This window comes from Streptomyces sp. 4F14 (genome assembly GCF_048159485.1).
Taxonomy (GTDB): Bacteria; Actinomycetota; Actinomycetes; order Streptomycetales; family Streptomycetaceae; genus Streptomyces.
Genome location: NZ_JBLRVY010000048.1, coordinates 39,008 through 61,696 on the forward strand (window position 1 = coordinate 39,008; position 22,689 = coordinate 61,696).

Annotated in this window: 20 protein-coding genes; 9 read left to right on the top strand and 11 right to left on the bottom strand. The window is 71.7% G+C overall.

Annotated features, from left to right (window positions below; translation table 11 throughout):
• Window positions 1-50 precede the first annotated feature (50 nt).
• Together ACLZOT_RS47300 and ACLZOT_RS47305 are read right to left on the bottom strand one after the other, a co-directional pair.
• Window positions 51-1,832, bottom strand: a complete 1,782-nt coding sequence (locus ACLZOT_RS47300) for an ABC transporter ATP-binding protein (RefSeq protein ID WP_416975489.1) — start codon at window positions 1,830-1,832, stop codon at window positions 51-53.
• Window positions 1,829-3,673, bottom strand: a complete 1,845-nt coding sequence (locus ACLZOT_RS47305; protein WP_416975490.1) for an ABC transporter transmembrane domain-containing protein — start codon at window positions 3,671-3,673, stop codon at window positions 1,829-1,831. The genes ACLZOT_RS47300 and ACLZOT_RS47305 overlap by 4 nt, the downstream gene beginning before the upstream one ends.
• A 117-nt stretch (window positions 3,674-3,790) precedes the next feature.
• Here ACLZOT_RS47305 and ACLZOT_RS47310 point away from each other — a divergent pair, with 117 nt between their 5' ends.
• From ACLZOT_RS47310 to ACLZOT_RS47320, 3 genes are all read left to right on the top strand, one after another.
• A complete protein-coding gene (locus ACLZOT_RS47310) occupies window positions 3,791-4,501 on the top strand; it encodes a L,D-transpeptidase family protein (protein ID WP_416975491.1) in 711 nt (236 codons plus the stop codon).
• A gap of 46 nt (window positions 4,502-4,547) precedes the next feature.
• On the top strand, window positions 4,548-6,125 hold the full coding sequence (locus ACLZOT_RS47315; protein WP_416975492.1) for a peptide-N4-asparagine amidase: 1,578 nt from the start codon (window positions 4,548-4,550) through the stop codon (window positions 6,123-6,125).
• Window positions 6,126-6,295: 170 nt separating this feature from the next.
• Entirely contained in the window at window positions 6,296-7,687 is a 1,392-nt protein-coding gene (locus ACLZOT_RS47320; protein WP_416975493.1) for a cation:dicarboxylate symporter family transporter, read from the top strand.
• 75 nt (window positions 7,688-7,762) lie between these two features.
• Here the strand turns inward: ACLZOT_RS47320 and ACLZOT_RS47325 are convergent, their stop codons facing one another.
• On the bottom strand, window positions 7,763-8,209 hold the full coding sequence (locus tag ACLZOT_RS47325; protein ID WP_416975494.1) for a MarR family winged helix-turn-helix transcriptional regulator: 447 nt from the start codon (window positions 8,207-8,209) through the stop codon (window positions 7,763-7,765).
• Window positions 8,210-8,306: 97 nt separating this feature from the next.
• On the opposite strand from ACLZOT_RS47325, the gene ACLZOT_RS47330 reads away from it, so the two are divergent.
• Both ACLZOT_RS47330 and mltG read left to right on the top strand, forming a co-directional pair.
• A complete protein-coding gene (locus ACLZOT_RS47330; RefSeq protein ID WP_416975495.1) occupies window positions 8,307-10,121 on the top strand; it encodes an ABC transporter ATP-binding protein in 1,815 nt (604 codons plus the stop codon).
• Between the two features lie 440 nt (window positions 10,122-10,561).
• Window positions 10,562-11,407: an endolytic transglycosylase MltG gene (gene mltG / locus ACLZOT_RS47335; protein WP_416975496.1), complete on the top strand. Its 846-nt coding sequence runs from the start codon at window positions 10,562-10,564 to the stop codon at window positions 11,405-11,407.
• A gap of 21 nt (window positions 11,408-11,428) precedes the next feature.
• Here the strand turns inward: mltG and ACLZOT_RS47340 are convergent, their stop codons facing one another.
• From ACLZOT_RS47340 to ACLZOT_RS47350, 3 genes are read right to left on the bottom strand one after another with little or no spacing between them, the layout of a single operon-like run.
• Entirely contained in the window at window positions 11,429-12,430 is a 1,002-nt protein-coding gene (locus tag ACLZOT_RS47340) for an ABC transporter substrate-binding protein (protein ID WP_416975497.1), read from the bottom strand.
• A gap of 42 nt (window positions 12,431-12,472) precedes the next feature.
• On the bottom strand, window positions 12,473-13,201 hold the full coding sequence (locus tag ACLZOT_RS47345) for an ABC transporter ATP-binding protein (RefSeq protein WP_416975498.1): 729 nt from the start codon (window positions 13,199-13,201) through the stop codon (window positions 12,473-12,475).
• Window positions 13,174-14,043, bottom strand: a complete 870-nt coding sequence (locus tag ACLZOT_RS47350) for an ABC transporter permease (protein WP_416975499.1) — start codon at window positions 14,041-14,043, stop codon at window positions 13,174-13,176. The genes ACLZOT_RS47345 and ACLZOT_RS47350 overlap by 28 nt, the downstream gene beginning before the upstream one ends.
• Before the next feature lie 483 nt (window positions 14,044-14,526).
• Here ACLZOT_RS47350 and ACLZOT_RS47355 point away from each other — a divergent pair, with 483 nt between their 5' ends.
• Window positions 14,527-14,949 (top strand): secondary thiamine-phosphate synthase enzyme YjbQ, encoded by a 423-nt coding sequence (locus ACLZOT_RS47355; RefSeq protein ID WP_416975500.1) that lies wholly within the window; start codon window positions 14,527-14,529, stop codon window positions 14,947-14,949.
• Window positions 14,950-15,355: 406 nt separating this feature from the next.
• On the opposite strand, the gene ACLZOT_RS47360 is transcribed toward ACLZOT_RS47355, so the two are convergent.
• A complete protein-coding gene (locus ACLZOT_RS47360) occupies window positions 15,356-15,724 on the bottom strand; it encodes a DUF805 domain-containing protein (protein ID WP_416975501.1) in 369 nt (122 codons plus the stop codon).
• 188 nt (window positions 15,725-15,912) lie between these two features.
• Between ACLZOT_RS47360 and ACLZOT_RS47365 the strand changes: the two genes are divergently transcribed.
• Complete coding sequence (locus ACLZOT_RS47365) at window positions 15,913-16,590, top strand: SDR family oxidoreductase (protein WP_416975502.1); 678 nt, start codon at window positions 15,913-15,915, stop codon at window positions 16,588-16,590.
• A 2-nt stretch (window positions 16,591-16,592) separates the two neighbouring features.
• Here the strand turns inward: ACLZOT_RS47365 and ACLZOT_RS47370 are convergent, their stop codons facing one another.
• The gene (locus ACLZOT_RS47370) at window positions 16,593-16,796 is read right to left on the bottom strand and encodes a hypothetical protein (RefSeq protein WP_416975503.1); all 204 of its coding nucleotides are present in this window, start codon (window positions 16,794-16,796) and stop codon (window positions 16,593-16,595) included.
• A 62-nt stretch (window positions 16,797-16,858) separates the two neighbouring features.
• Window positions 16,859-17,542, bottom strand: coding sequence for a TetR/AcrR family transcriptional regulator (locus ACLZOT_RS47375; protein WP_416975504.1), 684 nt, complete (start codon window positions 17,540-17,542; stop codon window positions 16,859-16,861).
• Window positions 17,543-17,747: 205 nt separating this feature from the next.
• Here ACLZOT_RS47375 and ACLZOT_RS47380 point away from each other — a divergent pair, with 205 nt between their 5' ends.
• Window positions 17,748-17,975 (top strand): hypothetical protein, encoded by a 228-nt coding sequence (locus tag ACLZOT_RS47380; protein WP_416975505.1) that lies wholly within the window; start codon window positions 17,748-17,750, stop codon window positions 17,973-17,975.
• A 37-nt stretch (window positions 17,976-18,012) separates the two neighbouring features.
• Here ACLZOT_RS47380 and ACLZOT_RS47385 read toward each other — a convergent pair whose 3' ends face one another.
• Both ACLZOT_RS47385 and ACLZOT_RS47390 read right to left on the bottom strand, forming a co-directional pair.
• On the bottom strand, window positions 18,013-21,267 hold the full coding sequence (locus ACLZOT_RS47385) for a S8 family serine peptidase (protein WP_416975506.1): 3,255 nt from the start codon (window positions 21,265-21,267) through the stop codon (window positions 18,013-18,015).
• Window positions 21,268-21,412: 145 nt separating this feature from the next.
• Window positions 21,413-21,709 (bottom strand): hypothetical protein, encoded by a 297-nt coding sequence (locus tag ACLZOT_RS47390; protein WP_416975509.1) that lies wholly within the window; start codon window positions 21,707-21,709, stop codon window positions 21,413-21,415.
• 169 nt (window positions 21,710-21,878) lie between these two features.
• Here ACLZOT_RS47390 and ACLZOT_RS47395 point away from each other — a divergent pair, with 169 nt between their 5' ends.
• Window positions 21,879-22,523: a hypothetical protein gene (locus tag ACLZOT_RS47395; RefSeq protein WP_416975507.1), complete on the top strand. Its 645-nt coding sequence runs from the start codon at window positions 21,879-21,881 to the stop codon at window positions 22,521-22,523.
• Window positions 22,524-22,689: the final 166 nt, after the last annotated feature.

Sequence of the window (22,689 nt, forward strand, 5' to 3'; positions counted from 1 at the left end):
CTCCCGCGCCCACTCGCCCGGCATCGCCGGCAGGCCCCCGCCCACCCGCCTCACCCGTGCCACGACCTCCACAGCGCCGCGTACGCCCCGCCCGCCGCGACCAGCTCCGCATGACTGCCCAGCTCGGTGATCCGCCCGTCCTCCACGACCGCGATGACGTCCGCGTCGTGCGCGGTGTGCAGCCGGTGGGCGATGGCGATGACCGTGCGGCCGTCGAGGACACGGGCCAGGGAGCGTTCCAGATGGCGGGCCGCGCGCGGGTCGAGGAGGGAGGTCGCCTCGTCGAGGACGAGGGTGTGGGGGTCGGCCAGGACGAGCCGGGCCAGCGCGATCTGCTGGGCCTGCGCGGGCGTGACGGCGAGAGAGCCGGAGCCGACCTCGGTGTCGAGCCCGCCGTCCAGGGCCCGCGCCCACCCGGACGCGTCGACCGCGCCCAGCGCCGCCCACAGCTCGGCGTCCTGCGCGTCGGTGCGCGCGAGCAGGAGGTTGTCGCGCAGGGAGCCGACGAAGACGTGGTGCTCCTGGTTGACGAGGGCGACGTGCGAGCGGACCTGCTCGGCGGTCATCCGCGACAGCTCGGCGCCACCGAGGGCGACCTGCCCGGTCCGGGGCGCGTAGATCCCGGCGAGCAGCCGCCCCAGCGTCGACTTCCCCGCCCCCGAAGGACCGACCAGCGCCAGCCGCGTACCCGGCGCCACCGACAGCGACACCTCACGCAGGACGTCGACCCCCTCCCGGTACCCGAAGCGCACCGAGTCCGCGGCCAGCTCCCGCCCCTCGGGCACGAGCCCGGCGTCCCCGGCGTCCGGCTCGATCTCCCGCACCCCCACCAGCCGGGCCAGCGACACCTGCGCGACCTGCAGCTCGTCGTACCAGCGCAGGATCAGGTTGACCGGATCGACCAGCATCTGCGCGAGCAGCGCCCCGGTGGTGAGCTGCCCGACACCGATCCACCCCTGCAGGACGAACACCCCGCCGAGCAGCAGCACGGACGCGAGGACCGTGATGTGTACGGCGTTGATGACGGGGAACAGCACCGACCGCAGCCAGAGGGTGTACCGCTCCCAACTGGTCCACTGTCTGATCCGCAGCTCGGACAGCGCGACGCGCCGCTCCCCGAGCCGGTGCGCCTCGACGGTCCGGCCGGCGTCCACGGTCTCCGCGAGCGCGGCGGCGACGGCCGCGTACCCGGCGGCCTCCGAGCGGTACCCGGCGGGCGCCCGCTTGAAGTACCAGCGCCAGCCGACCACCAGCAGCGGCACGGCCAGCAGGACGGCGGCGGCGAGCGGCGGCGCCGTCACGACGAGGCCGCCGAGCAGCAGCGCCGACCACAGCACGCCGATGATCAGCTGCGGCACGGCCTCACGCATGGCGTTCGCGAGCCGGTCGATGTCGGTGGTGATACGCGAGAGCAGGTCACCGGTCCCGGCCCGCTCCAGCACACCCGGAGGCAGCCGCACCGACCGGACGAGGAAGTCCTCGCGCAGGTCGGCCAGCATCTGTTCGCCGAGCATCGCCCCGCGCAGCCGCATCTGGTGCACGAAGACGGCCTGCACGCCGAGCGAGAGAGCGAACAGGGTGACGGTCAGCCCGAGCCGCAGCTCCCGCTCCCCGTCCGCCACCCGCTCGACGAGGTCGCCCAGCAGCCACGGCCCCACCATCGAGGCGATGGTCGCGACGGTGTTGACGACCACCAGGACCAGGAAGGCACGCCGGTGCCGGCGCACCAGTTCGCCGACGTACGCGCGGACGGTGGCGGGCGCACCGACGGGCAGGGTGCTCGCCGTCGTGGGCGCGGCCGGGTCGTACCCGGGCGGCTGCACGCCGATCATGCCGACTCCTCGATCTTCTCCGACTCGGGCCTGACGGTGCCGAGTACGCCGGTTTCGCGCATGCCGATCGCGGGTACGGCGCCGCCCGGCGCACCCTCGTCGGGTTCGTCTTCCTCCGCCTCCCGCGTCACCACGGCCCGGTACCGGGGCTCGTCCCGCAGCAGCTCCCGGTGCGTGCCCACGGCCGCCACCGCACCGCCGTCCACCAGGACGACCCGCTCCGCGACATCCAGCAGCAGCGGCGACGAGGTGAACACCACCGTCGTACGCCCCTTGCGCAGGCCCCGGACGCCCTCCGAGATCCGTGCCTCGGTGTGGGAGTCGACGGCGGACGTCGGTTCGTCGAGGACCAGTACCTCCGGGTCGGTGACCAGGGAGCGGGCGAGCGCGAGGCGCTGGCGCTGGCCGCCGGAGAGGGAGCGCCCGCGTTCGGTGATGTGCGCGTTCATGGGGTCGCCCGGCACGCCCTGGGTGAGCGCGTCGAGGACGTCCTCGCAGCGCGCGGCGGCGAGCGCGGCGTCCGCCTCGACGGCGCCGGACGACGGCACGTCGAGCAGCTCGCGCAGGGAGCCGGACAGCAGCACGGGATCCTTGTCCTGGACGAGTACGGCGGCGCGCGCGACGTCCAGCGGCAGCGCGTCCAGCGCCACCCCGCCGAGTTCCACGGACGGCCCCTCCTCGACGCTGTGCCCGCCGAGCCGCTCGGCGAGCCGCCCGGCCACGTCGGGATCGCCGCAGACCACGGCGGTGAGCGTCCCGGCGGGAGCGAGCAGCCCGGAGCCGGGGTCGTACAGGTCACCGCCGGCGAGGCTCCCCGCAGCGGCCGACTCCGTACCGGAACCGCCCCCGCGCTCCAACGACAGCACCCGGGCCGCCCGCTCCGCCGACGGCCGCGAGAACGAGTACGCCATCGCGATCTCCTCGAAGTGCCGCAAGGGGTACGAAAGGATCGCGACGGAGCTGTACACGGTGACGAGTTCCCCCACCGAGACCCGCCCCTCCTGTGCGAGACCCACCCCGTACCAGACCACTCCCACGAGCAGCAGCCCCGGCAGCAGCCCCTGGAGGGCGCTGATCAGCGCCCACATCCCGGCGCTGCGGACGGCCGCGTGCCGCACGTCCTGGGACGCGGCGCGGTACCGGTCGAGGAACAGGTCCTCACCGCCGATCCCGCGCAGCACCCGCAGCCCGGCGACCGTGTCGGACGCCAGCTCGGTCGCCCGCCCCGCCTTCTCGCGCTGGACGTCGGCCCGCCGGGTCGCCCGGGGCAGCAGCGGCAGCGCCGCGACCGCCACGACGGGCAGCCCGACGGCGACGACGACCCCCAGCGCGGGCTGGTAGAAGAGCAGCCCGACGCAGACGAGGACGACGGTGAGCGCGGCGGCCGTGAACCGCGACACGGCCTCGACGAACCACCCGATCTTCTCCACGTCACCGGTCGACACGGCCACCACCTCACCGGCCGCGACCCGCCGCGTGAGCGCCGCCCCGAGCACCGACGCCTTGCGCGCCAGGAGCTGCTGGACGCGGGCCGCGGCGGTGATCCAGTTGGTGACGGCGGCGCGGTGCAGGAACGTGTCCCCGACGGCGACGGCGATCCCGCACACCAGCATCAGCGCGCCGGCCAGCGCGAGCCGGGTGCCCGACCGGTCGACGACGGCCTGGACGGCGTACCCGACGATGAACGGCTGCGCGGACACGGCCGGGAAGTGCAGCAGCCCCCACGCCAGGGACTTGAGCTGACCACCCGCCTGGCTGCGGCCGAGCCACCACAGGAAGCGGGGCCCGGAGCGCGTGTCCGGCACACCGGGATCTCGGTACGGAAGGTCTTGGATCTGCATGACGTCCCAAGCGGCTCGTGTCAGAAGAGAGGCGCAAACCGTGTCAGCCTCGCCGTGCCGGGGCGCCGATCACAACCGGTTTTCCTCCCGGCCGTCGGGATTGCGACTATGGAACGCATGCGAGGAACTGCGACGCGATCCCTGGCCGCGGCCGGAGCGCTGCTCGTCGCCCTGACCGGCTGCGGGAGCACACAGGCGCACGGCGGCGCGGGCGCCGGGACGAAGAAACCCGCCGCCGCCCGAGCCCTGACCACCCTTCCGGACGTCGGCCCGGGCTTTCGGAAGCGCATCCCAGCCGCCTCACGACAGGTCGTCGTGGTGTACGGGAACGGCGGGAACTCTCCGGACGCGACGGTCGTTCTCTACATCAAGCAGGGCAGAACCTGGCAGAAGGAGAGCAGTTGGCCGGCCCACAACGCGCGCAAGGGCTGGACGACGGATCACCACGAGAACGACGGCCGCAGCCCCGTGGGGGTGTTCACGCTCACCGACGCGGGCGGCGTCCTGAAGAACCCCGGCACGAAACTGCCGTACACCCGCTCCAGCGCCTTCGAGACGCCGAGCTGGTGGCAGAAGCCGTACCGGCACGACTTCGACTACGTCATCGCCATCGACTACAACCGGATCAAGGGCACCTCCCCGAGCGACCCGACCCGCCCGGAGGGGGAGAGGAAGGGAGGGAGCATCTGGCTCCACATGGACCACGGCAGCGGCACCTCGGCCTGCGTCAGCCTCTCGAAGGCGGGCATGGAGCACCTGCTGCGGACCCTGGACCCGGCCGCGCACCCGGTCGTGGTGATGGGGGACCGGGCCGATCTGGCGTCCTGAACCGCACGGTTGCGGGACGGGGGAGACTCCCCTTAGAACACCGGCCATGACCAGACGGCTCATCATGTCCATGCTCGCCGCGCTGACGGCGGCGATCCTCCCGCTGACGGCGACCCTGGCGACGGCCGCGACCCCGGTCCCACCCGAGTTCGGCTCCGACTGGCACGACCCCCTGACCGCCACCCCGCCCATCCCGAAACCCGCCACCCCGTCCTGCGAAGTCACCGTCGCCCAGGCCCAGTTCCGCGACTTCACCCCCTACCGGGGTACCTACACCCCGCCCCCGGCCTGCGGCGACACCTGGAGCAAGGTCGTCCTGCGCATGGACGGCAAGGTCAAGGGCCGCCAGTACGACCGCCTCGGCTACCTCCACATCGGCGGCGTCGAGATCTTCCGTACATCGACCCCGCAGCCGTCCCCGGACGGCATCGAGTGGTCGGTCGAGAAGGACGTCACGCGCTACACGGACACGCTGCGCCGCGCGCAGGACGTCGAGATGCTGATCGGGAACGTGGTCGACGACACGTACACGGGCGTGCTGGACGTCAAAGTGACGCTGACGTTCTACAAGTCCCCCGGAAAGAAAGGCGCTTCAGCCCCCGACAAGGTCCTCACCCTCACTCCCGACAACACCCTCACCACCCCCCGCAACAGCGAACGCATCCTCGCCGAGGTCTACGCCACCGGCTCCGGCGGCGGCTGCGAGGAGTACTGGTACCTCTCCGTGCCCGCCCCGGCCCCGTACTCCTGCCAGACCCCCGACGGCCCCTACCGCGAGGTCCAGATCAGGGTGGACGGCCGGCTCGCCGGGATAGCCACCCCGTTCCCGACCGTGTGGACCGGCGGCTGGTCCAACCCGTTCCTCTGGTACGTCGTCCCGGGCCCCCGCGCCTTCGACATCAAACCGATCGAGTACGACCTGACCCCGTTCGCCGGCGTCCTCAACGACGGCCGCCCGCACCGCGTCGAGGTCTCGGTCGTCGGCGTCCCCGAGGGCCAGACCGGCTGGAGCGCGCCGGTCAACGTCCTGGTCTGGCAGGACGCCGGAAAGAAGCAGGTCACCGGCAAAGTGACCGTCCACCGGGAGGGCGCCCCGGAGGGCTCCTCGACACACGCGCCCGGTACGGAACACCGCGTCGACACGAAGGCCGCGCACCGCCTCACGGTCGCCGGGTACGCCGACACCTCGCACGGCCGGGTCACCACCACGGTCACCCGGGCCCTGGCCCACACCTCCACGCACCGCTGGACCGAGGGCGAGAGGCTCGACGCCCTGGACGGGGTGTGGACGGACGACGAGACGGTCACCGTCGGCAGGCACACCACGCGCGCGCACCGGACGTACACGATGGACGGCGCGACGACGATCGGCGCGGACGACCGGCTGCGTACGGTCATGACGCTCGCCGACCGGGCCGCCGTCAGCGACACGCGCGGGCGCTGGTCGCGGCTCGACGACACGTACACGGGCGACGCGACGTACACGACCGGAGTGCCGCGCGACCAGCGCCACGGCGTCGCCACGACGAGCGAGCGCTACCGGCTGACGGGCTCCCGGGGCTGCTACGACCGCACGGTGACAGCGGTTCAGGGCGTACTGACCGAGGACAGTAGCGCCTGCTGAAACCTTCCGATGTGTGATGCATCACTCATGACGTGATTTACAAATCGGCAACACGGAGGTCTTCCCTACGAGCCACGGGCACTCCAAAGTGATCGACACGGAAGACGCTTTCCGTATCGCAGAAGTCCTGTCCGGTTTCTGTGAGTTCACCGTCCCTCCCAGGAGTGCCCGTGCCGCAGTCCGTACCGTCCCTGCCGCGACGCGCCGCACGAACGCTGCGTACCTCGCTGTTCACCCAGGTCGCGATCGCGCTCGTGCTCGGAATCGCCGTCGGCAAGCTGTGGCCGGGCTTCGCCTCCGACCTGCAGCCGCTCGGCGACGGGTTCATCCGGCTGATCAAGACGATCATCTCGCCGCTGGTGTTCTGTGTGGTCGTCGTCGGCATCGCCAAGGCCGGTGACCTCAAGGCGTTCGGCCGGATCGGGCTCAAGGCGCTGATCTGGTTCGAGGTCGCGAGCACGTTCGCCCTGATCGTCGGGCTGCTCGCCGCGAACCTGGTCCAGCCGGGCTCGGGGATGAACGTCGACCCGGCCACGCTGAACACGGCGGCCGTCGACGCGAAGACGAACGGCGGCTCGCTGCCGTCCACGACCGAGTTCGTGCTCCACTCGCTGCCGACCTCGTTCGTCGGCGCCTTCGCCGAGAACTCCCTGCTCCAGGTGCTGATCCTGGCCTGCCTCGTCGGCGCGGCGCTGCTGCACCTCGGGCACACGAAGGTCCCGCAGGTGCTGCCCGCGATCGAGCAGGCGCAGGAGATCATCTTCGCGATCGTCGGCTTCGTGATGCGCCTCGCGCCGATCGCCGTGTTCGGCGCGATGGCCGTCCTGATCGGCAACTACGGCCTCGGCGTGATCGAGACCTACGGCAAGCTGATCGCCCTGTGCTACGCCGCAGCCGCCGTGTTCATCGCGCTGCTCGCCGTCGCCCTGCGGATCGTGACCGGCCTCAGCCTGTGGAAGTTCCTGCGCTACATCCGCGAGGAGATGCTCCTCGCGCTCGGCACCGCGTCCACCGAGTCGGTCATGCCGCGCGTCATGCAGAAGCTGCGCAAGGCGGGCGCGCGGGACGACGCGGTCGGCCTCGTCCTGCCCACCGGCTACTCCTTCAACCTCGACGGCGCCTCCCTCTACCTCTCCATCGGCACCCTGTTCATCGCGCAGGCCGTCGGCGTCGACCTCAGCCTCAGCCAGCAGATCACCGTCGTCCTGGTTTTGATGCTGACCAGCAAGGGCATGGCCGGCATTCCTGGCTCCGCCTTCCTCGCGCTCTCCGCGACCGCGTCCTCCCTGGGCGCGATCCCGGCCGGCGCGGTCGCCCTGCTGCTCGGCGTCGACCGGATCATGGACTCGATGCGCGTCGTCACGAACCTCCTCGGCAACTGCGTCGCCGTGTTCGCGGTGTCGCGCTGGGAAGGGGCGCTGGACCTCGAACGGGCACGGAAGGTGCTGGACGGGGAGATCGACGTGACGGCGGAGGACGAGACGGACGAGGGGAAGGGCGAGGGGCAGGCGGCCGTGCCGGCCCAGCTCACCAAGAAGGAGCCCGCACCCGAAGTGAGCTGACCGACATCGCACAACGACCGCCGCACCCGGACCCTCGGGTGCGGCGGTCGCTGTTCTCGTTGCGCGGAGACCACCTCAGCCGTGCACCGGCATCCCGCCCAGCAGCGTCCCCAGCAGCTCCCCCAGCTCCTCCCGCTCGTCCCGCGACAGCGGCGCGAGAATCTCCGAGGCCGCCGTACGCCGCGCCCCGCGCAGCCGGCTCAGCGCCGTACGGCCGTCCTCCGTGAGCTCGATGCGGATCACCCGCCGGTTCGTCGGATCGGGGACCCGGCGCACCTTGCCGTTCGCCTCCAGGCCGTCCACCAGGGTCGTCACCGCGCGCGGGACCACTTCGAGGCGCTCGGCGAGGTCGGCCATGCGCGGCGGGGAGGAGTACTGCGCGAGCGTGCGCAACAGCCGGGACTGGGCCGGGGTGACCCCGAGACCGCACTCCTCGATGTGCCGCTTCTGGATGCGGTGCACGCGGCGGGTGAACCGCAGCAACTGCTCGGCGAGCACGCTGTCGGAATCTGGTGTGGCCATGCGGGAACAATAACAGGATGCCATTCATTGTGAGTATAGGTAACAATGAGCGCAGTCCTGATCCGAGAGGATCCCGAAGAGCCTCCCGAAGGAGCCCATGCACCCCGACCGAGAGAAACAACCCGCCTGGAACCCATCGGCCGACCCCGGACAACCACAGCCCCGCCAGGTCCGCCGCATCCTGAAGCTGTTCCGTCCCTACCGCGCCCGCCTCGCCCTCGTGGGCCTCCTGGTCGCCGCGTCCTCGCTGGTCGGCGTCGCGACACCGTTCCTGCTGAAGGAGACGCTGGACGTCGCGATCCCCCAGGGGCGTACGGGCCTGCTGAGCCTGCTCGCCCTCGGCATGATCCTCAGTGCCGTCCTCTCCGGCGTCCTCGGCGTCCTCCAGACGCTGATCTCGACGACGGTCGGCCAGCGCGTCATGCACGACCTGCGCACCGCCGTCTACGGCCGCCTCCAGCGCATGTCCCTCGCGTTCTTCACGCGCACGCGCACCGGCGAGGTCCAGTCCCGCATAGCCAACGACATCGGCGGCATGCAGGCGACCGTCACCTCCACCGCGACCTCCCTGGTCTCCAACTTCACCAGCGTCGTCGCCACGATCGTCGCGATGCTCGCCCTCGACTGGCGGCTGACCGCCGTCTCCCTGCTGCTCCTGCCGGTCTTCGTCTGGATCAGCCGCCGGGTCGGCTCGGAGCGCAAGCGGATCACCACCGAGCGGCAGAAGCAGATGGCCGCGATGTCCGCGACGGTCACCGAGTCGCTGTCCGTCAGCGGCATCCTCCTCGGCCGTACGATGGGCCGCTCCGACTCCCTGACCAGGGCCTTCGCCGACGAGTCCGAGCGCCTCGTCGACCTGGAGGTCCGCTCCAACATGGCGGGCCGCTGGCGGATGTCCGTCATCGGGATCGTCATGTCCGCGATGCCGGCGTTCATCTACTGGGCGGCGGGTGTCGCCCTCCAGGTCGGCGGCCCGGCCATCTCGCTGGGCACGATCGTCGCGTTCGTCTCCCTCCAGCAGGGCCTCTTCCGCCCCGCCGTCAGCCTCCTGGCGACCGGCGTCCAGATCCAGACCTCCCTGGCGCTCTTCCAGCGCATCTTCGAGTACCTGGACCTGCCGATCGACATCACCGAGCGGGACCACCCCGTCCATCTGGACCGGGTCAAGGGGGAGATCCGCTTCGAGGATGTGTCGTTCCGGTACGGGGGCGAGGGCGCCGGCCGGGCCATCCTCGACGGCATCGACCTCACCGTCCCCGCCGGCCACAGCCTCGCGGTCGTCGGCCCGACCGGCGCGGGCAAGTCCACGCTGGGCCACCTCGTACCGCGCCTGTACGACGTGACCGGCGGCCGGGTCACCCTCGACGGGGTCGATGTCCGCGACCTCGACTTCGACACCCTCGCGCGCGCGGTCGGCGTCGTCTCCCAGGAGACGTACCTCTTCCACGCGACGGTCGCGGAGAACCTCCGCTTCGCGAAACCGGACGCGAGCGACGAGGAGTTGTACGAGGCGGCCCGCGCGGCGCAGATCCACGACCACATCGTGTCGCTGCCCGACGGGTACGACACGGTCGTCGGGGAGCGCGGTCACCGCTTCTCCGGCGGCGAGAAGCAGCGCCTCGCCATCGCGCGGACCATCCTGCGCGACCCGCCGGTCCTGATCCTCGACGAGGCGACCAGCGCGCTGGACACGCGGACCGAGTACGCCGTGCAGCGCGCGATCGACGCGCTGTCGGCGAACCGGACGACCCTGACGATCGCGCACCGGCTGTCGACGATCCGGGACGCCGACCAGATCGCCGTCCTCGAAGGCGGACGGGTCGTGGAGCGGGGGACGCACGAGGAGCTGGTGGCGCGGGAGGGGAGGTATGCGGGGCTGGTGAGGAAGGACGAGCGGGTGACGGCGTCGTAGGAACTCCGGCGGGGTGGGGTCCTGGCGCTGCGGGGATCCCGGCGCTCCGAGGGTTCCGGTGCTTTGCGGGCTCCGATGCCATGAGGGTGCCGGTGCCCGAAAGGTCCGGCGCCTTGAGGTCCGGCGTCTTGAGACCCGGGTGTCCGAAGGGGCCGGCGCCCCGAGACCCAGACGTACCGCGGACCGCTGGTGTCGCGAAGCCGCTCGGCGGTCCCGAAGCGACTCGGAGTCCCGAAGTCACTTGGCGTCCCACGGCCCCTCGGCCTCCCATGGCCCTTCGGCGTCCCGAAGCCGCTCGGCATCCCACGGCCCCTCGCTGTTCCACAGCCCCGGTGTTCCCGAAGCCCCGACCTCCCGGACACTCCGGCTTCCGGAGGCTGATCATCCGACAAAGCGACGATATGCCCGGTTTTTGACGGTGTGCGAGTTAACGTGCCCGCATGCAGATGAACACTCCGCCCCGGAGCGCGATCCGTCTGACGCGCCGCGGCCGAACCGTCCTCGTCGTCACCGGGGCCGTCGTGGCCGCTGCCGCGGTGGCGGTACCCCTGCTGAACGTGGAGCGCCCGGCTCCCGAGGCCGCCAAGCCGAAAGTCCTGACCATCCCCGAGGGCTGGCGCTCCGGCCAGGTCTACGAGGCGGTCGACAAGGCGCTTGCCCTGCCGGTCGGCACGACCCGCAAGACACTGCCGAGGACCGGCCTCAAGCTCCCGGCCGACGCCGAGGGCAACCCCGAGGGCTACCTCTTCCCCGCGACGTACCCCCTCACCGAGAAGTCGACCCCCCAGTCCCTCCTCACGTACATGGTCGACACCGCGAACAGGAAGTTCAACGGCGCCCCCATGGCCGCCGGTGCCCAGCGCAACGCGATGAACGTCTACCAGGCCGTCACCATCGCCAGCATCATCCAGGCCGAGGCCGCCGCGAAGGCCGACATGGGCAAGGTGGCCCGCGTCGTCTTCAACCGCCTGGAGCGCGGCATGCCCCTCCAGATGGACTCGACGATCAACTACGCCCTCAACCGCTCGACCCTGAACACGGCGGTCGCCGACACGAAGATCGACAGCCCCTACAACTCGTACCAGCGCATGGGCCTCCCCCCGACCCCCATCGACAACCCCGGCGAAGAGGCCATGCGCGCCGCGATCACCCCCACCCCCGGCGACTGGCTCTACTTCGTCACGGTCAAGCCGGGCGACACCCGCTTCACGGCGAACTACGCCGAACACCAGCGCAACGTGGCGGAGTTCAACAAGAACCAGGCCCGGAAACCGAAGGCGAGCTGACCGGAGGGTCGTACGTGGGGCTCAGCGCGCCGGGGTCGTGGAGGCGGGCAGGTCGCCGTTGAAGCGGGCGTCGGTGAAGGCCGAGAAGTCGACCTTGCGCGGGATCAGCTTCAGTTCCGTGAACGTGTCGGCGATCTTCTGCTCGGAGTCGATCGCCGCCCGGTCGACGGCGACGGGGACGCGGGTCGAGTGCGTACGCCTCACCGAGGCGAGCGCGACGCCGTACGGCAGCCCCGTGTCCTTCGCCCACACCTTCGCCCACTCCGTCTGATGGCCGTACACCCAGTCCTGCGCGCGCCGCAGCCGTGCGAGGTAGTCCTCGATCGCGGCGGCCTTCTTCGGGTCCTTCAGGGCGGCGGGCGCGGCGACCTGGAAGCTGAGCCCGTTCACGAGACCCTGCCCGGTGGTCAGCGCGCGCCCCTTCCTCGCTTCGAGGATCTGTGAGGTGTACGGGTCCCAGACCGCCCACGCGTCGACCTTCCCGGAGGTGAACGCGGCGAGCGCGTCGGCCGGTTGGAGATATTTGACCTGTACGTCGGAGAGGCCGAGCCCGGCTGCCCGGAGCGAGGCGATGAGCTGGTAATGCGCGGAGGAACCCTGCGCGACGGCGATCGAACGGCCCTTCAGCTGGGCCGGCCCGGTCAGCGGCGAGCCGTTCGGCACGAGGATCGCCTCGCCCTCGGCGGAGCCGTGGGACGCGGCCACCACCGTGATCTTCGAGCCCGCGCCCGCCGCGAAGACCGGCGGCGTGTTGCCGACGGCGCCGACGTCGACGGCCCCCGCGTTGACGGCCTCCAGCAGCGGCGGACCGGAGGTGAACGTGGACCACTTGATCCGGTAGCCGAGACCCTTGAGTTCGCCCGCCGCCCGCAGCACCGCTTCCGAACCCCCTTTCTGGTCACCGACGTTGAGCGTCAGAGAGCCACTGCCGTCGGTGGCGGTGCTCGCGGAGGAGGCGCCACCACAGGCGGCGAGGAGAAGGGCGAGGGGGAGGAGGGCAGCAGGAAGAAAACGGCGTCGCATGGGGATCCGTTCAGCTCGAAGTGGGGGGATTCCTACGGGAGTTCAGGCAGCCGCGTCGACACCGAGCCGCACCAGCAGCTCCGTACGCAACTCCGCGAACCGCGGGTCGGACAGCTCGCGCGGACGCTCCAGCCCGACCTTCCGCTCGTACGCGATGACCCCGCCGTCCATGACCAGGACCCGGTCCGCGAGCAGGACGGCCTCCTCGACGTCGTGCGTCACCAGCAGCACCGCACACCCGCGCCGCCGCCACAACTCGCCCACCAGCCGCTGGGCGTTGATCCGCGTCAGCGCGTCCAGCGCCCCGAACGGCTCGTCCAGCAGCAGGAGATCGGGCTCGCGCACCAACGCCCTTGCCAGCGAGGCGCGTTGGGCCTCACCGCCGGAGAGCGTCCTGGGCCAGGCGTCGGCCCGGCCACCGAGCCCGACCTCCTCAAGTGCCTTGTCGGCCACGTCCCTTGACGGATGTCCCGGCAGTCCGAGCAGGACGTTGCGCCACACCCTCTTCCACGGCATCAGCCGCGGCGCCTGGAACGCGACCGCCTTGCGGCGCGGCACCAGCACCGTCCCCTCGATCTCCCGGTCGAGCCCCGCGAGGATCCGCAGCAGCGTCGACTTCCCGCACCCGCTGCGCCCGAGCAGGGCGACGAACTCGCCCGGCCCGATGTCGAGTTGGAGATCGTCGATGACGGCACGCCCGTCGAAGGACCGCGTCAGCCCCTCGACCCGTACCGCCTGCCCGGTCACCGGCCGGTGAACGTCGGTCGCCATTGCAGCAACACCCTTTCCAGAGAACGGACCACGAAGTCGGCGAACAGGCCGAGGAACGCGTACACGATCAGACAGACCACGATCACGTCCGTACGGAGGAAGTCCCGCGCCTGCACCATCAGGAACCCGATCCCCGAGTCCGCGTTGACCTGTTCGGCGAAGACCAGCGCGAGCCAGGCGATGCCGAGGGAGTAACGCAGCCCCGTCAGTGCGCCGGGCAGCGCGCCCGGCAGCACGACATGCCGGACCAGACCCCACCGGGACAGCCCCAACGACTCGCCCGCCTCGACGAGTTGGGCATCCACGCCGCGGATCCCGGCGTACACGTTCAGATACAGCGGGAACGTCACCCCGAGCGTGATGATCGCGACCTTCGGGGTCTCGCCGATCCCGAACCAGATGATGAACAGCGGGATCAGACCGACGAACGGCACCGTCCGCAGCATCTGTACCGGGGCGTCCACCAGGTCCTCGCCGACCCTGAACAGCCCTGAGAACAGGGCGAGTCCGGTGCCGATGAGGGTGCCGAACAACAGCCCCAGCGCGACGCGCTGGAGCGACGTACCCATCGCCGAGGTGAGGGAACCGTCGGCGATCAACTCCCTGCCCACCTCCGCGATCCGGCCGGGGGAGGCGAGCACGTCCGACGTCAACACGCCGGTCGTGGAAAGGAGTTGCCACAGGGCCAGCAGGAGTACGGGGCCGGTCGTCCGCCGCAGCCAGCGCGGCACCCGGGCGCGGCGGGCCGTGCGGGGGAGGAGGGGCTGGAGGTCGAGGCCGCGGCTATCCGGAATGTCGGACTCGGCCGCGTCGGGTGGGGGCGGGGCATGGCTGATGCTCACGAGGGCTCCACGATGCGGTGGGGGGAACACGCCTCGGCCGCGCCGCGTCGGACCGCGCGCAGACGTCTGCCCGGGGAAGGGCCTACCGAGGGGAGAAGGGCGTCAGCAGCCGCGACGACACGCGGCGGAAGCCACCCGCAGCAGGTCGATGTGACCGCGCGTGGTGAGCAGGGCTGAACGCAACATGGGGCTGAACGTAGCCAGTTGGGGAGGGGTGGTCAACGGGTGTCTTGAGAAGTGGACTGTGGCTTTCCCGACGGGGCTGGGCCGCGGGCGTCCCCGGCGGGGTGGCGGCTCCTGCCGCGGGCTGGTGCTTGTGGGGCGGCCGCGCTCCCGGTTCTTGCGGGGTGGTCGTGCCTCACGGAACGGACCGCGCCTCATGGACCGGTCCGCCCGCATCCTCGTCGCGACGACCACCCCTCCTGGCCGGCGCACCCCCGCTCACCGACGTCGCCCCACGGCGAGGACGAGGACAATGCCCCCATGTCCGATGCCTTCACCACCCGCGTCCTGCACATCACCTCCGGCTCCCGCGAGCGCGTCATCGACCTCACCCACGACTGCGAGTCCTTCCTCCGCGAGACCGCCGGAAACCGCGACGGCCTCCTCAACATCTTCGTCCCCCACGCCACCGCGGGCATCGCCGTCATCGAAACCGGCGCCGGCAGCGACGACGACCTCCTCGCCGCCCTCCACACCCTCCTCCCCGCGGACGACCGCTGGACCCACCGCCACGGCACCCCCGGCCACGGCCGCGACCACGTGCTCCCGGCCCTGGTCCCACCCCATGCGACCCTGCCGGTCCTGGCGGGCCGCCTGGAACTGGGCACTTGGCAGTCGGTGTGCCTCGTGGACACCAACAAGGACAACCCGGACCGTCAGGTCCGGCTCAGCTTCCTGGGCTGAGCCCATGCGCGGGACCTGACCTTGGTCGAGGGCCCGTACGAGGGATGCGGAGCGCCTGCCCGGCTCTGTGCTTTCGAGGTCATCGGGCCGGTCTGAAGATCGTCTGTACGTCGTGGGACTCGCCCGCGACTACGACGTACGGGGCACGTCCGCAGACCCCCGTGTTCCCGTCCGGGGTCTCGGCCGAGACGTGGGGTATCCCCGGCGCCGGGCTTCAGGGGGCCTTCCGGTTCGTGGTGTCGGCCGGTGCCCGGGGTGCCTCCTGTCTGGCGGTCGACTCGGTCGGACTGCGCTGGAGGCTCGGAGCCGAAGAACACCTCGCCGGCCTCTGTCAGGTCATTCGCCGGCCACCGGCGGGCGGCGCGGTCCGGCACGGTGCTGCGCCCGCACGGTGGTTCGTGACCGCTCACCCGGCGGGGCGGGCAACAGCCTTGGGGGAGGGGCCGTACCGGTTGTCGCCCGGATCGCTGTTCACCGTCATGCCCGCGAGATAGAGGATCGGCCCGGCGACCGGGATCAGCGCGATGAACATCCGTCGGCCCGACCTGCCGGTGTCGTGCAGCCGGCGGACCGAAACCGCGAGCATGGGCACGACGAACGGCAGGACGAGAGCGCTCAGGAGAGGGATGCCGGCGGCCCAGCCGGCCCCGACGGAGGCGATGGTGGCCATCAGGTAGAGCACGGAGTACCACCAGTACTCGGCGCGTCGGGCGCGGCCGGAGAACGTGGCGTACTTGGCGACGAGGGACATACGTACTGCTTCTGTGAACGACATGCTGTTCCTTCCGTGGAGACGGTACGGGTCCGGCGGTGCGGGCCGGGCGCCCGAGGGCATCCGGAGTGCCCTATCCGTTTGTATGTTACGGTGGTCGCGTCGAAACGGAAAGCCCTATCCGAATCTTGAAACGGAAAGGGGTATCCGAATGTTCGGCTTCAAGTTCCCCGCCCAGAGAAGGACCCACCATGAGCACCATCGCCGTCGTCGGAGCCGGCCCTCAGCTCGGTCTCGCCATCGCCCGCACCTTCGGCCGTAAGGGCTTCAAAGTCGCCCTCATCTCCCGCGACCGGGACAAGCTCGACCGTCTCGTCGCCGAGCTCGCCACCGAGTTCGTCGACGCCGCCGCCTTCCCCGCAGACGTCCTCGACCGTGACGCCCTCACCCGGGCGATCGAGGACGCCGCGAGTCACTTCGGCGGCATCGACGTCCTGGAGTTCTCCCCTGTCGGCACCGCGAGCGACACCACCCTCACCAACCCCGCGGACACCACCCCGGCCGACGTCCAGCATCAGATCGACTTGCAGCTGTACGGGGCCATGACCGCCACGCGCGCCGTCCTGCCCGCCATGCGAGAGAACGGCGCCGGTACCCTCCTCTACACCACCGGCGCGGGCTCGATCGACCCTGTGCCCCAGGTCGGCAACGTCAACGCCGCGGCGGCGGCTCTCCGTAACTGGGTCGTCAACCTGCACAAGGAGCTCGCCGGCACGGGTGTCCAGGCCGCTCACGTCGGCATCGACGTCTCCATCGGCGTGTCCGTCGTCCCGGGTTTCCCCACCGCGAAGCCCGAGGAGATCTCACCCGTCTACTGGGACCTCCATGCCACCAAGCGTGACCAGGCCGAACTTGTCTTCAGCGGCTGACGTCACGCCTTTTGGGGCGTCCCGTCGCCGCGAGGACCCGCCTCCGCCTCCTCGAAGCCGCCCGCGAACGCCGCTACGTCTCCGAGGCCGCGGAGGCCCACCAACGCCACGTGTCGGACCTCCTGCGTGAAGCGGGGGCGGGCGGCGATCCGGACCTGCCCGCCCCCGCCCTGCTGTCGTTCCTGGATGTCGACGCGGTGGACCATCTGCGCCGACCTGGTGGAACGAGTGGCCGCCCCCGCAAGCGTCCCGGCGAGGTGAGGCCGGGTCAGTCGTTCCCGTCCGTGTCCGCCGAACCGGAGCGGAGCATGGCCTTGTAGAGGGCGTCGTGCCCGGGCGGGGCCGGCAAGGGGCCTCGGGCCGGGGTCTCCAGGGACTGGATCAGCAGGGCGACCACGCGGCGCCAGGCGTCGGGAGCGGCGTCGCCGGTGGCGTTGATCACGCCGGCGTTGGCCATGTGCAGCAGCACCAGGTCGGAGGGGTCGAAGTCCTCGCGGAGCCGGCCCGCCGCCTTGGCGCGGCCGATGAGTTCGACCATGGCCGTGTAGGCGTCGTTGCGCCGCTGCTCCAGGACCTTGGCCGTCGGGAAGGCCATCGTCAGTACGTCGGCGAACCCCGAGTCGGAAGCCTGCATCTCGCAGGCCGCCTCGATGTAGCCGACGAAGCCGTTCCAGGGGTCGGGGTCGTCCAGGGCGGTGGTGACCGCGTCGGCGTAGGCCCCCATGCGGTCGGCGAAGACGGCGTCGACCAGTTCTTCCTTCGTGGGGAACCGGCGGAACATCGTGGCGATGCCGACCCCCGCCTCGCGGGCCACGGAGGCCATGGAGGCGCTCAGCCCGTCTCGCGCGAACACCGTACGCGCCGCGGCGATGATCCGCCCCCGGTTGCGCTCGGCGTCACTGCGCAGCGGCTGGGCGGAGGGCTCGTCGCGGTTCTGGGCGCCAGGGGTCATACGCTTGAGTCTAGCAACCGGATTGCCCTATCCATTTCTTGTCCCGTGGTCGGCAACCGTCACCGCAACGCTGGACCGACGCGCCGGCCCTCACCCGGACCTGGGGCTGCCGACGCCGGGTGGGACCTGTTTCGCGTGGTGAGCGCCCATGCGCCCCCGCATGCCCTCTGCACGGCCCCGACCCGTACCCCGCACGGTCGACCCCATGGCGAATACCTGGGAACAGGAGCGCGCGGGCCGGGGCGACGGCAGCGGCTGCCCGTACGGGGCTGTACTGAACCTCGACGCGGGGATACCGGAGTACCGGTGCGACGACTGCCGGTACTTCTGGGACCTGGACGCGACCCAGCCGGAGCGCCGGGCGGCCGAGGACGAGGGCGAGACCCGGCCGCTGGGCGATCCGGGGGAGGCCGGGCCGGGGACCGCCGCGTAGCGCGGCAGCCCCTGGCCCGTAGCCCGGCGGCGGTGTTTCACCGAGCGAGCAGATACGCGTTCATGATCGTCTCGCGGACCGTGTTGCCCGCCTTGTCCTTCAGGTCGATCCGGAAGGAGGCGGCCTTGGCGGTGGCCGGGTGTTTGACGGTCACCGAGCGGGCGCCCTTGGGGTCGGTGGCGACGGTGAGGGGCTTCCAGGTGCGGCCCGCGTCGAAGGAGACGTCCACCTTCAGGGCGGCGACCTGTCCGGCCCCGGCGGCCGGGCCCGCGAGCCGGAGCGGGACCGCGAGGGTGCCGCCCGCCGGCGCCGTACCGCGCAGGCTGAGCTGCGGGGTGAGCCGTACCGTCGACAGCGGCAGCACGGCCGTACGGCCCGAGGCCGGCCGGGCCGAGGTGAAGGTCCACACGCCCGTCACCTTGGTGCTGGTCGCGGTGTCCGCGGCGGCCCGGCCCGCCTCGACGGTCAGCCGGTACGCGGCGGAGGCGGCCGGCACCTCGGCGCTCGCCCAGTTCGCGTCGGGCTCCTGGGCGAGGACCCGTCCGCCGGACTCCAGCCGGGCGAAGCCCTTGGTGACGGCCGGCGTCCCGGGATTGCCGCCGCCGTCGACGAACAGCGAGACCCGCGCGCCGAGCTGGTCGCCGGTCCGCTCGACCGTCGCGGCACCGGGCCCGACGACACCGGTGTTGAACAGCAGCGTCTGACGGGAGCCCGGCTTGTACGTCACCGGCCCCCTCGTGTACACCGTGCGCGCCTCGCCGCGGGCGTCGACCTGCGCGGCCGTCCAGGTCCAGCGCACCCCGTCCGTGTTGAGGTAGTGCGTGGTGGACCGGGGCAGTCCCAGCGCCGGCGGTTCGGCGATGCCGACGGTGTCGCCCTGCTCGTCCACCGGCGTGATGGACACCTGCCCCTTCACGCCGGCGACGGAGGCGCCGAAGTTGAGCTTCACCTCGGCGACCTCGCCGCGGGCGAGGGTGCGGTTCAGGCCGGTGAAGAAGCTGCCCTTGCGGTGGAAGGCGAACCGGTGGTCGACGTTCTGCCCGGCCGCACCGGGCTTCTTCCACACACCGTTGAACTGGGCCTTCAGGGTGGGGGAGGCCGGGCCGAGCGCCAGGGTGCGGACCGGCGGCGCCCCGCCAGAGGACCACGTGTTGCCCACGCCGGCGCCCGAGTCGAAGTAGCCGACGACCGAGGTGACCGGCTTCGCCGCCGGATCCGGCGCCTTCACGGTGAACGGCTTCGCCTTGCGGGAGTCAAGGGTGACCGTGACGTTCTTGTTCACCGTCAGCACCGGCTGGACGAAGAAGCCCGGCTCGTTGTCCGCCGCGAAGACGATGCTGTCGAGCAGGTAACTCCCCTTGCGCAGCCGCTGCACGACCGTGCCGTTCGCCCGGTACGGCAGGACGACCCCGGCGCCCTCGGCACGGGGGGTGATCGTCGTCGTGTACGCGGCCGGCTTCGCCCCGTCGGCGTCGATGTGCCGCACCGTCACGTCGTAGGACTCCACCTCACGCTCCACCACGAGCCCGGTACGTACCTGTTGGCCGTCGCCCGACGCCAGGACCGTGCCGCCGAAGACGCCGTCACGCGTGCCCTTGCGGGTGTCGGCGACGACGGAGGTCGTCGCGGTGCCGCCGGCCGGGACGGTGATCCGGGTGTCCTTGACGGTGAACATGCCGGCCGGGGCAGGGCCGGAGGTGCTCAGCTGGAGGGTGACCGGCCGGGTGCCGAGGTTGCGGTAGGTGAGGGTCTTGGTGAGCGGCTTGTCGTCGGCGTGCGGCCACGCCTGGAGGCCGAAACCGAGCGAGCCGGGCTCGGAGACGACCTGGGCGGTGGCCGCGCGCTCCAGGTCCACCCGGCCCGCGCCCTGCTGATGGGCGGTCAGCCCGGGGTTCGGCTCGGCCGAGCCGGTCAGCAGCGACTTCAGCCGGGCCCCGCCGATGCCCGGGCGCTGCTGGAGCACCAGCGCGGCGGCGCCCGCCACGTGCGGGGCGGCCATCGACGTCCCGCTGTGCACGGCGTAACCGTCGCCCGGGGGAGTCTCCCCCTGCGTGGTCTGGGCGGCGGTGATGTCGACGCCGGGGCCGGTGATGTCCGGCTTGGGCGTGCCGTCGAGGTTCGGGCCGCGGCTGGAGTCGTCCGCGATCCGGTCCTGCTTGTCCACGGAGCCCACGGTGAGCGCGGCGGGGGAGCTGCCGGGCGTTCCGATCGTGCCGGGCCTGTCGCCGTCGTTGCCGGCGGATATCACGAACAGGGCCTTCGCGGACAGCCGGGCGACGGCCGCCTCCATCGGGTCGACGCCCGGGGTGTCGAGGGAGCCCAGGCTCATGTTGACCACCCGCGCGCCCTGGTCGACGGCCCACTGCATGCCGGCCACGATGCCCGAGGCGTCGCCCCACCCGTCGTCGGCCAGGACCTTCCCGTCCAGCAGCCGCACACCGGGCGCCACGCCCTTGTACCGGCCGCCCGACCGCGTGCCGCTCCCGGCGAGGATCGACGCCACGTGGGTGCCGTGCCCGTAGTGGTCCTTGCCGTCGGGAGCGCCGCTGAAGTTCTTCTGCGCGACCTCGACGCCCTTGAGGTCCGGGTGGGTCTCGTCCACGCCCGAGTCCAGGACCGCCACCGTGACGCCCTTGCCTGTGTAACCGGACTTCCACATCGCCGGGGCGCCGATCTGCGGCACGCTCTCGGACAGCGAGGCCCGCACCTTGGCGTCCAGCCAGACATGGGCGACGGGCCGTACGGAGCCGGTCGCCGCGTCCGCCGTACGGGCCCCGGTGCCGCCGGTGACGGCCGACCACAGTGCCGAGGTCCCGGACTTGGGCACCGTGAAGGCCTCGCCGGCTACGGCGGGCAGCGCGCGCCGCTTTTCGACGGGCACTCCCGCGAACGGGTCGCGGGCGCCGGAGCGGGCCGTCTTCCGGGCGCTGTCCTCGCGGTAGCCGACGATCAGCGGCAGCGTGCCGCGGTCCGCGTCGCCGTAGCCGTCCTCGGCCAGCCGCGCCACGTCGAAGAGGCGCCGGTCGAGCACGCCGTCGGTGATCAGGCGCAGGGCGTCCTGCGGGATCACCCACGTGTGGCCGCGCTCGCGCCGCACCGAGAAGCCGACGCTCTCGCGGCCTTCGCCGCGGACGAGCGAGGCGACCCGGCCGTCTTCGCCGACGGCCACCCGGTCTCCGGTGATCAGCGTGACGGTCGAGGCCGTGGTCCGCGCGCCGGAAGCCGCCGGTTCGCCGTCGGCCGTCGCCGTCCCGGTGACCAGGACCCCGGAGACCAGGACCCCGGTCACCATGGCGGCCACTGCCGCCGTTCTCGCGCGTGCTGAAGTTCCCACTCGCGTCCCCCCGCTCGTGTGTACGTGTCCCTGCGTTCTCCGCTATCACGCACGTCACGCGCGTTCGGTTCTCGACGGGACACGAGCGGCCGGCGCTCAGGGGTCAGGACGGGCCGTCGTACTGGAGGCCAGGGCCGTTGGTGCCGACGTAGACCCGGCCGAAGACGTCAGGGTCGCCGGTGATGACGCCGACGCCGCCGATGGCGCCCCACTGGTGGGCGTCGTCGTTGACGCGGAGCCAGGTGGCGCCCTGGTCGGTGGAGCGGAAGACGCCGGCGGAGAAGCCGTTGACGTCCAGCACCCTGCCGCTGCGTACGGAGACCAGCCGGTAGTAGGCGTCGATCGTCGACGATCTGGGATCCGCCTCCTTGTGGTCACAGGTCCCGCAAAGGGTTGCCATGATCCAGATCTTTTTCTGGTCCTGGCAGCCGTCCCCACGTCGCCACCGCGCATTGATTTCCCTGATCAGCGGGGGGTGCTGATCAATTCGGCGCTGGTGACAGTGGTGTTCGCCACTCACCTGCGGCTCGCGGACCCTCCGCCGGCCCCCTTCCCCAGGAGCTGTATCCATGGACCGCCCCCAGAGCGCACCCAAGCCCCTCAAGCGCCTCGGCCGGGCCGCCGGCGCGGTCGCGGCGCTCGCCTTCGGCGCCTCGCTGCTCGGCGCCCCGAACGCCGTGGCCGAGGACACGCCCAGCACCCGGCAGCTGCTGGACGCGTGCAGCTGGGCCGACCTCTGCGAGTTCCACCCGCAGAGCTACTGGACGTACGCGGGCTCCGCCCACCAGGTCGGCAGCACCGCCTTCAACTGCGGCAGCCAGACCAACCAGCACCGCATCGACTGGTCCGACACGACCGGCACCACCAACTCGGTCGGTGTCCAGGTCAGCGCCGGGGTGAAGTTCTTCGAGGTCTTCGAGGCCGAGATCGCCACCACCTACGGCCACACCTGGCAGGCGTCGCACACCGAGAGCCAGGGCGAGACCGTCAACATCCCGCCGGGCTCCAAGGGCTGGGTCGAGCGCGGCACGCCCAAGCAGGAGGCCACCGGCTGGTACGAGATCCACTTCCGGTCCCGCTACTACGGCCACTACATCTGGTACGTCCACGACTACAAGTCGTCCGGCTACTACGGCGGCGACGCCCGGCTGGGCTACGTCAACCACAAGGACGCCCGCATGAGCCAGACCGAGCGCAACCAGCACTGCCGCTGACCCGGTTCCCCGGTCCGGCGCGCGGCCCCGTGCGCGCGGTGACGCGCGAGGGCCGCGCGCCCCCCCCCCCCCCCCCCCCCCCCCCCCCCCCCCCCCCCCCCCCCCCCCCCCCCCCCCCAACACCCCACCCCCCCCCCCCCCCCAAGGCCCCCCCCCCCGTCCCCCC

Excerpts from the sequence above, each read along its gene's own strand:
- ACLZOT_RS47355 (WP_416975500.1), top strand. The coding sequence starts at position 14,527 with ATGTCCGATGCCTTCACCACCCGCGTCCTGCACATCACCTCCGGCTCC.
- ACLZOT_RS47310 (WP_416975491.1), top strand. The coding sequence starts at position 3,791 with ATGCGAGGAACTGCGACGCGATCCCTGGCCGCGGCCGGAGCGCTGCTC.
- ACLZOT_RS47375 (WP_416975504.1), bottom strand. The coding sequence starts at position 17,542 with ATGACCCCTGGCGCCCAGAACCGCGACGAGCCCTCCGCCCAGCCGCTG.
- ACLZOT_RS47390 (WP_416975509.1), bottom strand. The coding sequence starts at position 21,709 with ATGGCAACCCTTTGCGGGACCTGTGACCACAAGGAGGCGGATCCCAGA.
- ACLZOT_RS47300 (WP_416975489.1), bottom strand. The coding sequence starts at position 1,832 with ATGATCGGCGTGCAGCCGCCCGGGTACGACCCGGCCGCGCCCACGACG.
- ACLZOT_RS47395 (WP_416975507.1), top strand. The coding sequence starts at position 21,879 with ATGGACCGCCCCCAGAGCGCACCCAAGCCCCTCAAGCGCCTCGGCCGG.
- ACLZOT_RS47325 (WP_416975494.1), bottom strand. The coding sequence starts at position 8,209 with ATGGCCACACCAGATTCCGACAGCGTGCTCGCCGAGCAGTTGCTGCGG.
- ACLZOT_RS47330 (WP_416975495.1), top strand. The coding sequence starts at position 8,307 with ATGCACCCCGACCGAGAGAAACAACCCGCCTGGAACCCATCGGCCGAC.
- mltG (WP_416975496.1), top strand. The coding sequence starts at position 10,562 with ATGCAGATGAACACTCCGCCCCGGAGCGCGATCCGTCTGACGCGCCGC.
- ACLZOT_RS47380 (WP_416975505.1), top strand. The coding sequence starts at position 17,748 with ATGGCGAATACCTGGGAACAGGAGCGCGCGGGCCGGGGCGACGGCAGC.
- ACLZOT_RS47385 (WP_416975506.1), bottom strand. The coding sequence starts at position 21,267 with ATGGTGACCGGGGTCCTGGTCTCCGGGGTCCTGGTCACCGGGACGGCG.
- ACLZOT_RS47365 (WP_416975502.1), top strand. The coding sequence starts at position 15,913 with ATGAGCACCATCGCCGTCGTCGGAGCCGGCCCTCAGCTCGGTCTCGCC.
- ACLZOT_RS47345 (WP_416975498.1), bottom strand. The coding sequence starts at position 13,201 with ATGGCGACCGACGTTCACCGGCCGGTGACCGGGCAGGCGGTACGGGTC.
- ACLZOT_RS47340 (WP_416975497.1), bottom strand. The coding sequence starts at position 12,430 with ATGCGACGCCGTTTTCTTCCTGCTGCCCTCCTCCCCCTCGCCCTTCTC.
- ACLZOT_RS47305 (WP_416975490.1), bottom strand. The coding sequence starts at position 3,673 with ATGCAGATCCAAGACCTTCCGTACCGAGATCCCGGTGTGCCGGACACG.
- ACLZOT_RS47360 (WP_416975501.1), bottom strand. The coding sequence starts at position 15,724 with ATGTCGTTCACAGAAGCAGTACGTATGTCCCTCGTCGCCAAGTACGCC.
- ACLZOT_RS47315 (WP_416975492.1), top strand. The coding sequence starts at position 4,548 with ATGACCAGACGGCTCATCATGTCCATGCTCGCCGCGCTGACGGCGGCG.
- ACLZOT_RS47370 (WP_416975503.1), bottom strand. The coding sequence starts at position 16,796 with ATGGTCCACCGCGTCGACATCCAGGAACGACAGCAGGGCGGGGGCGGG.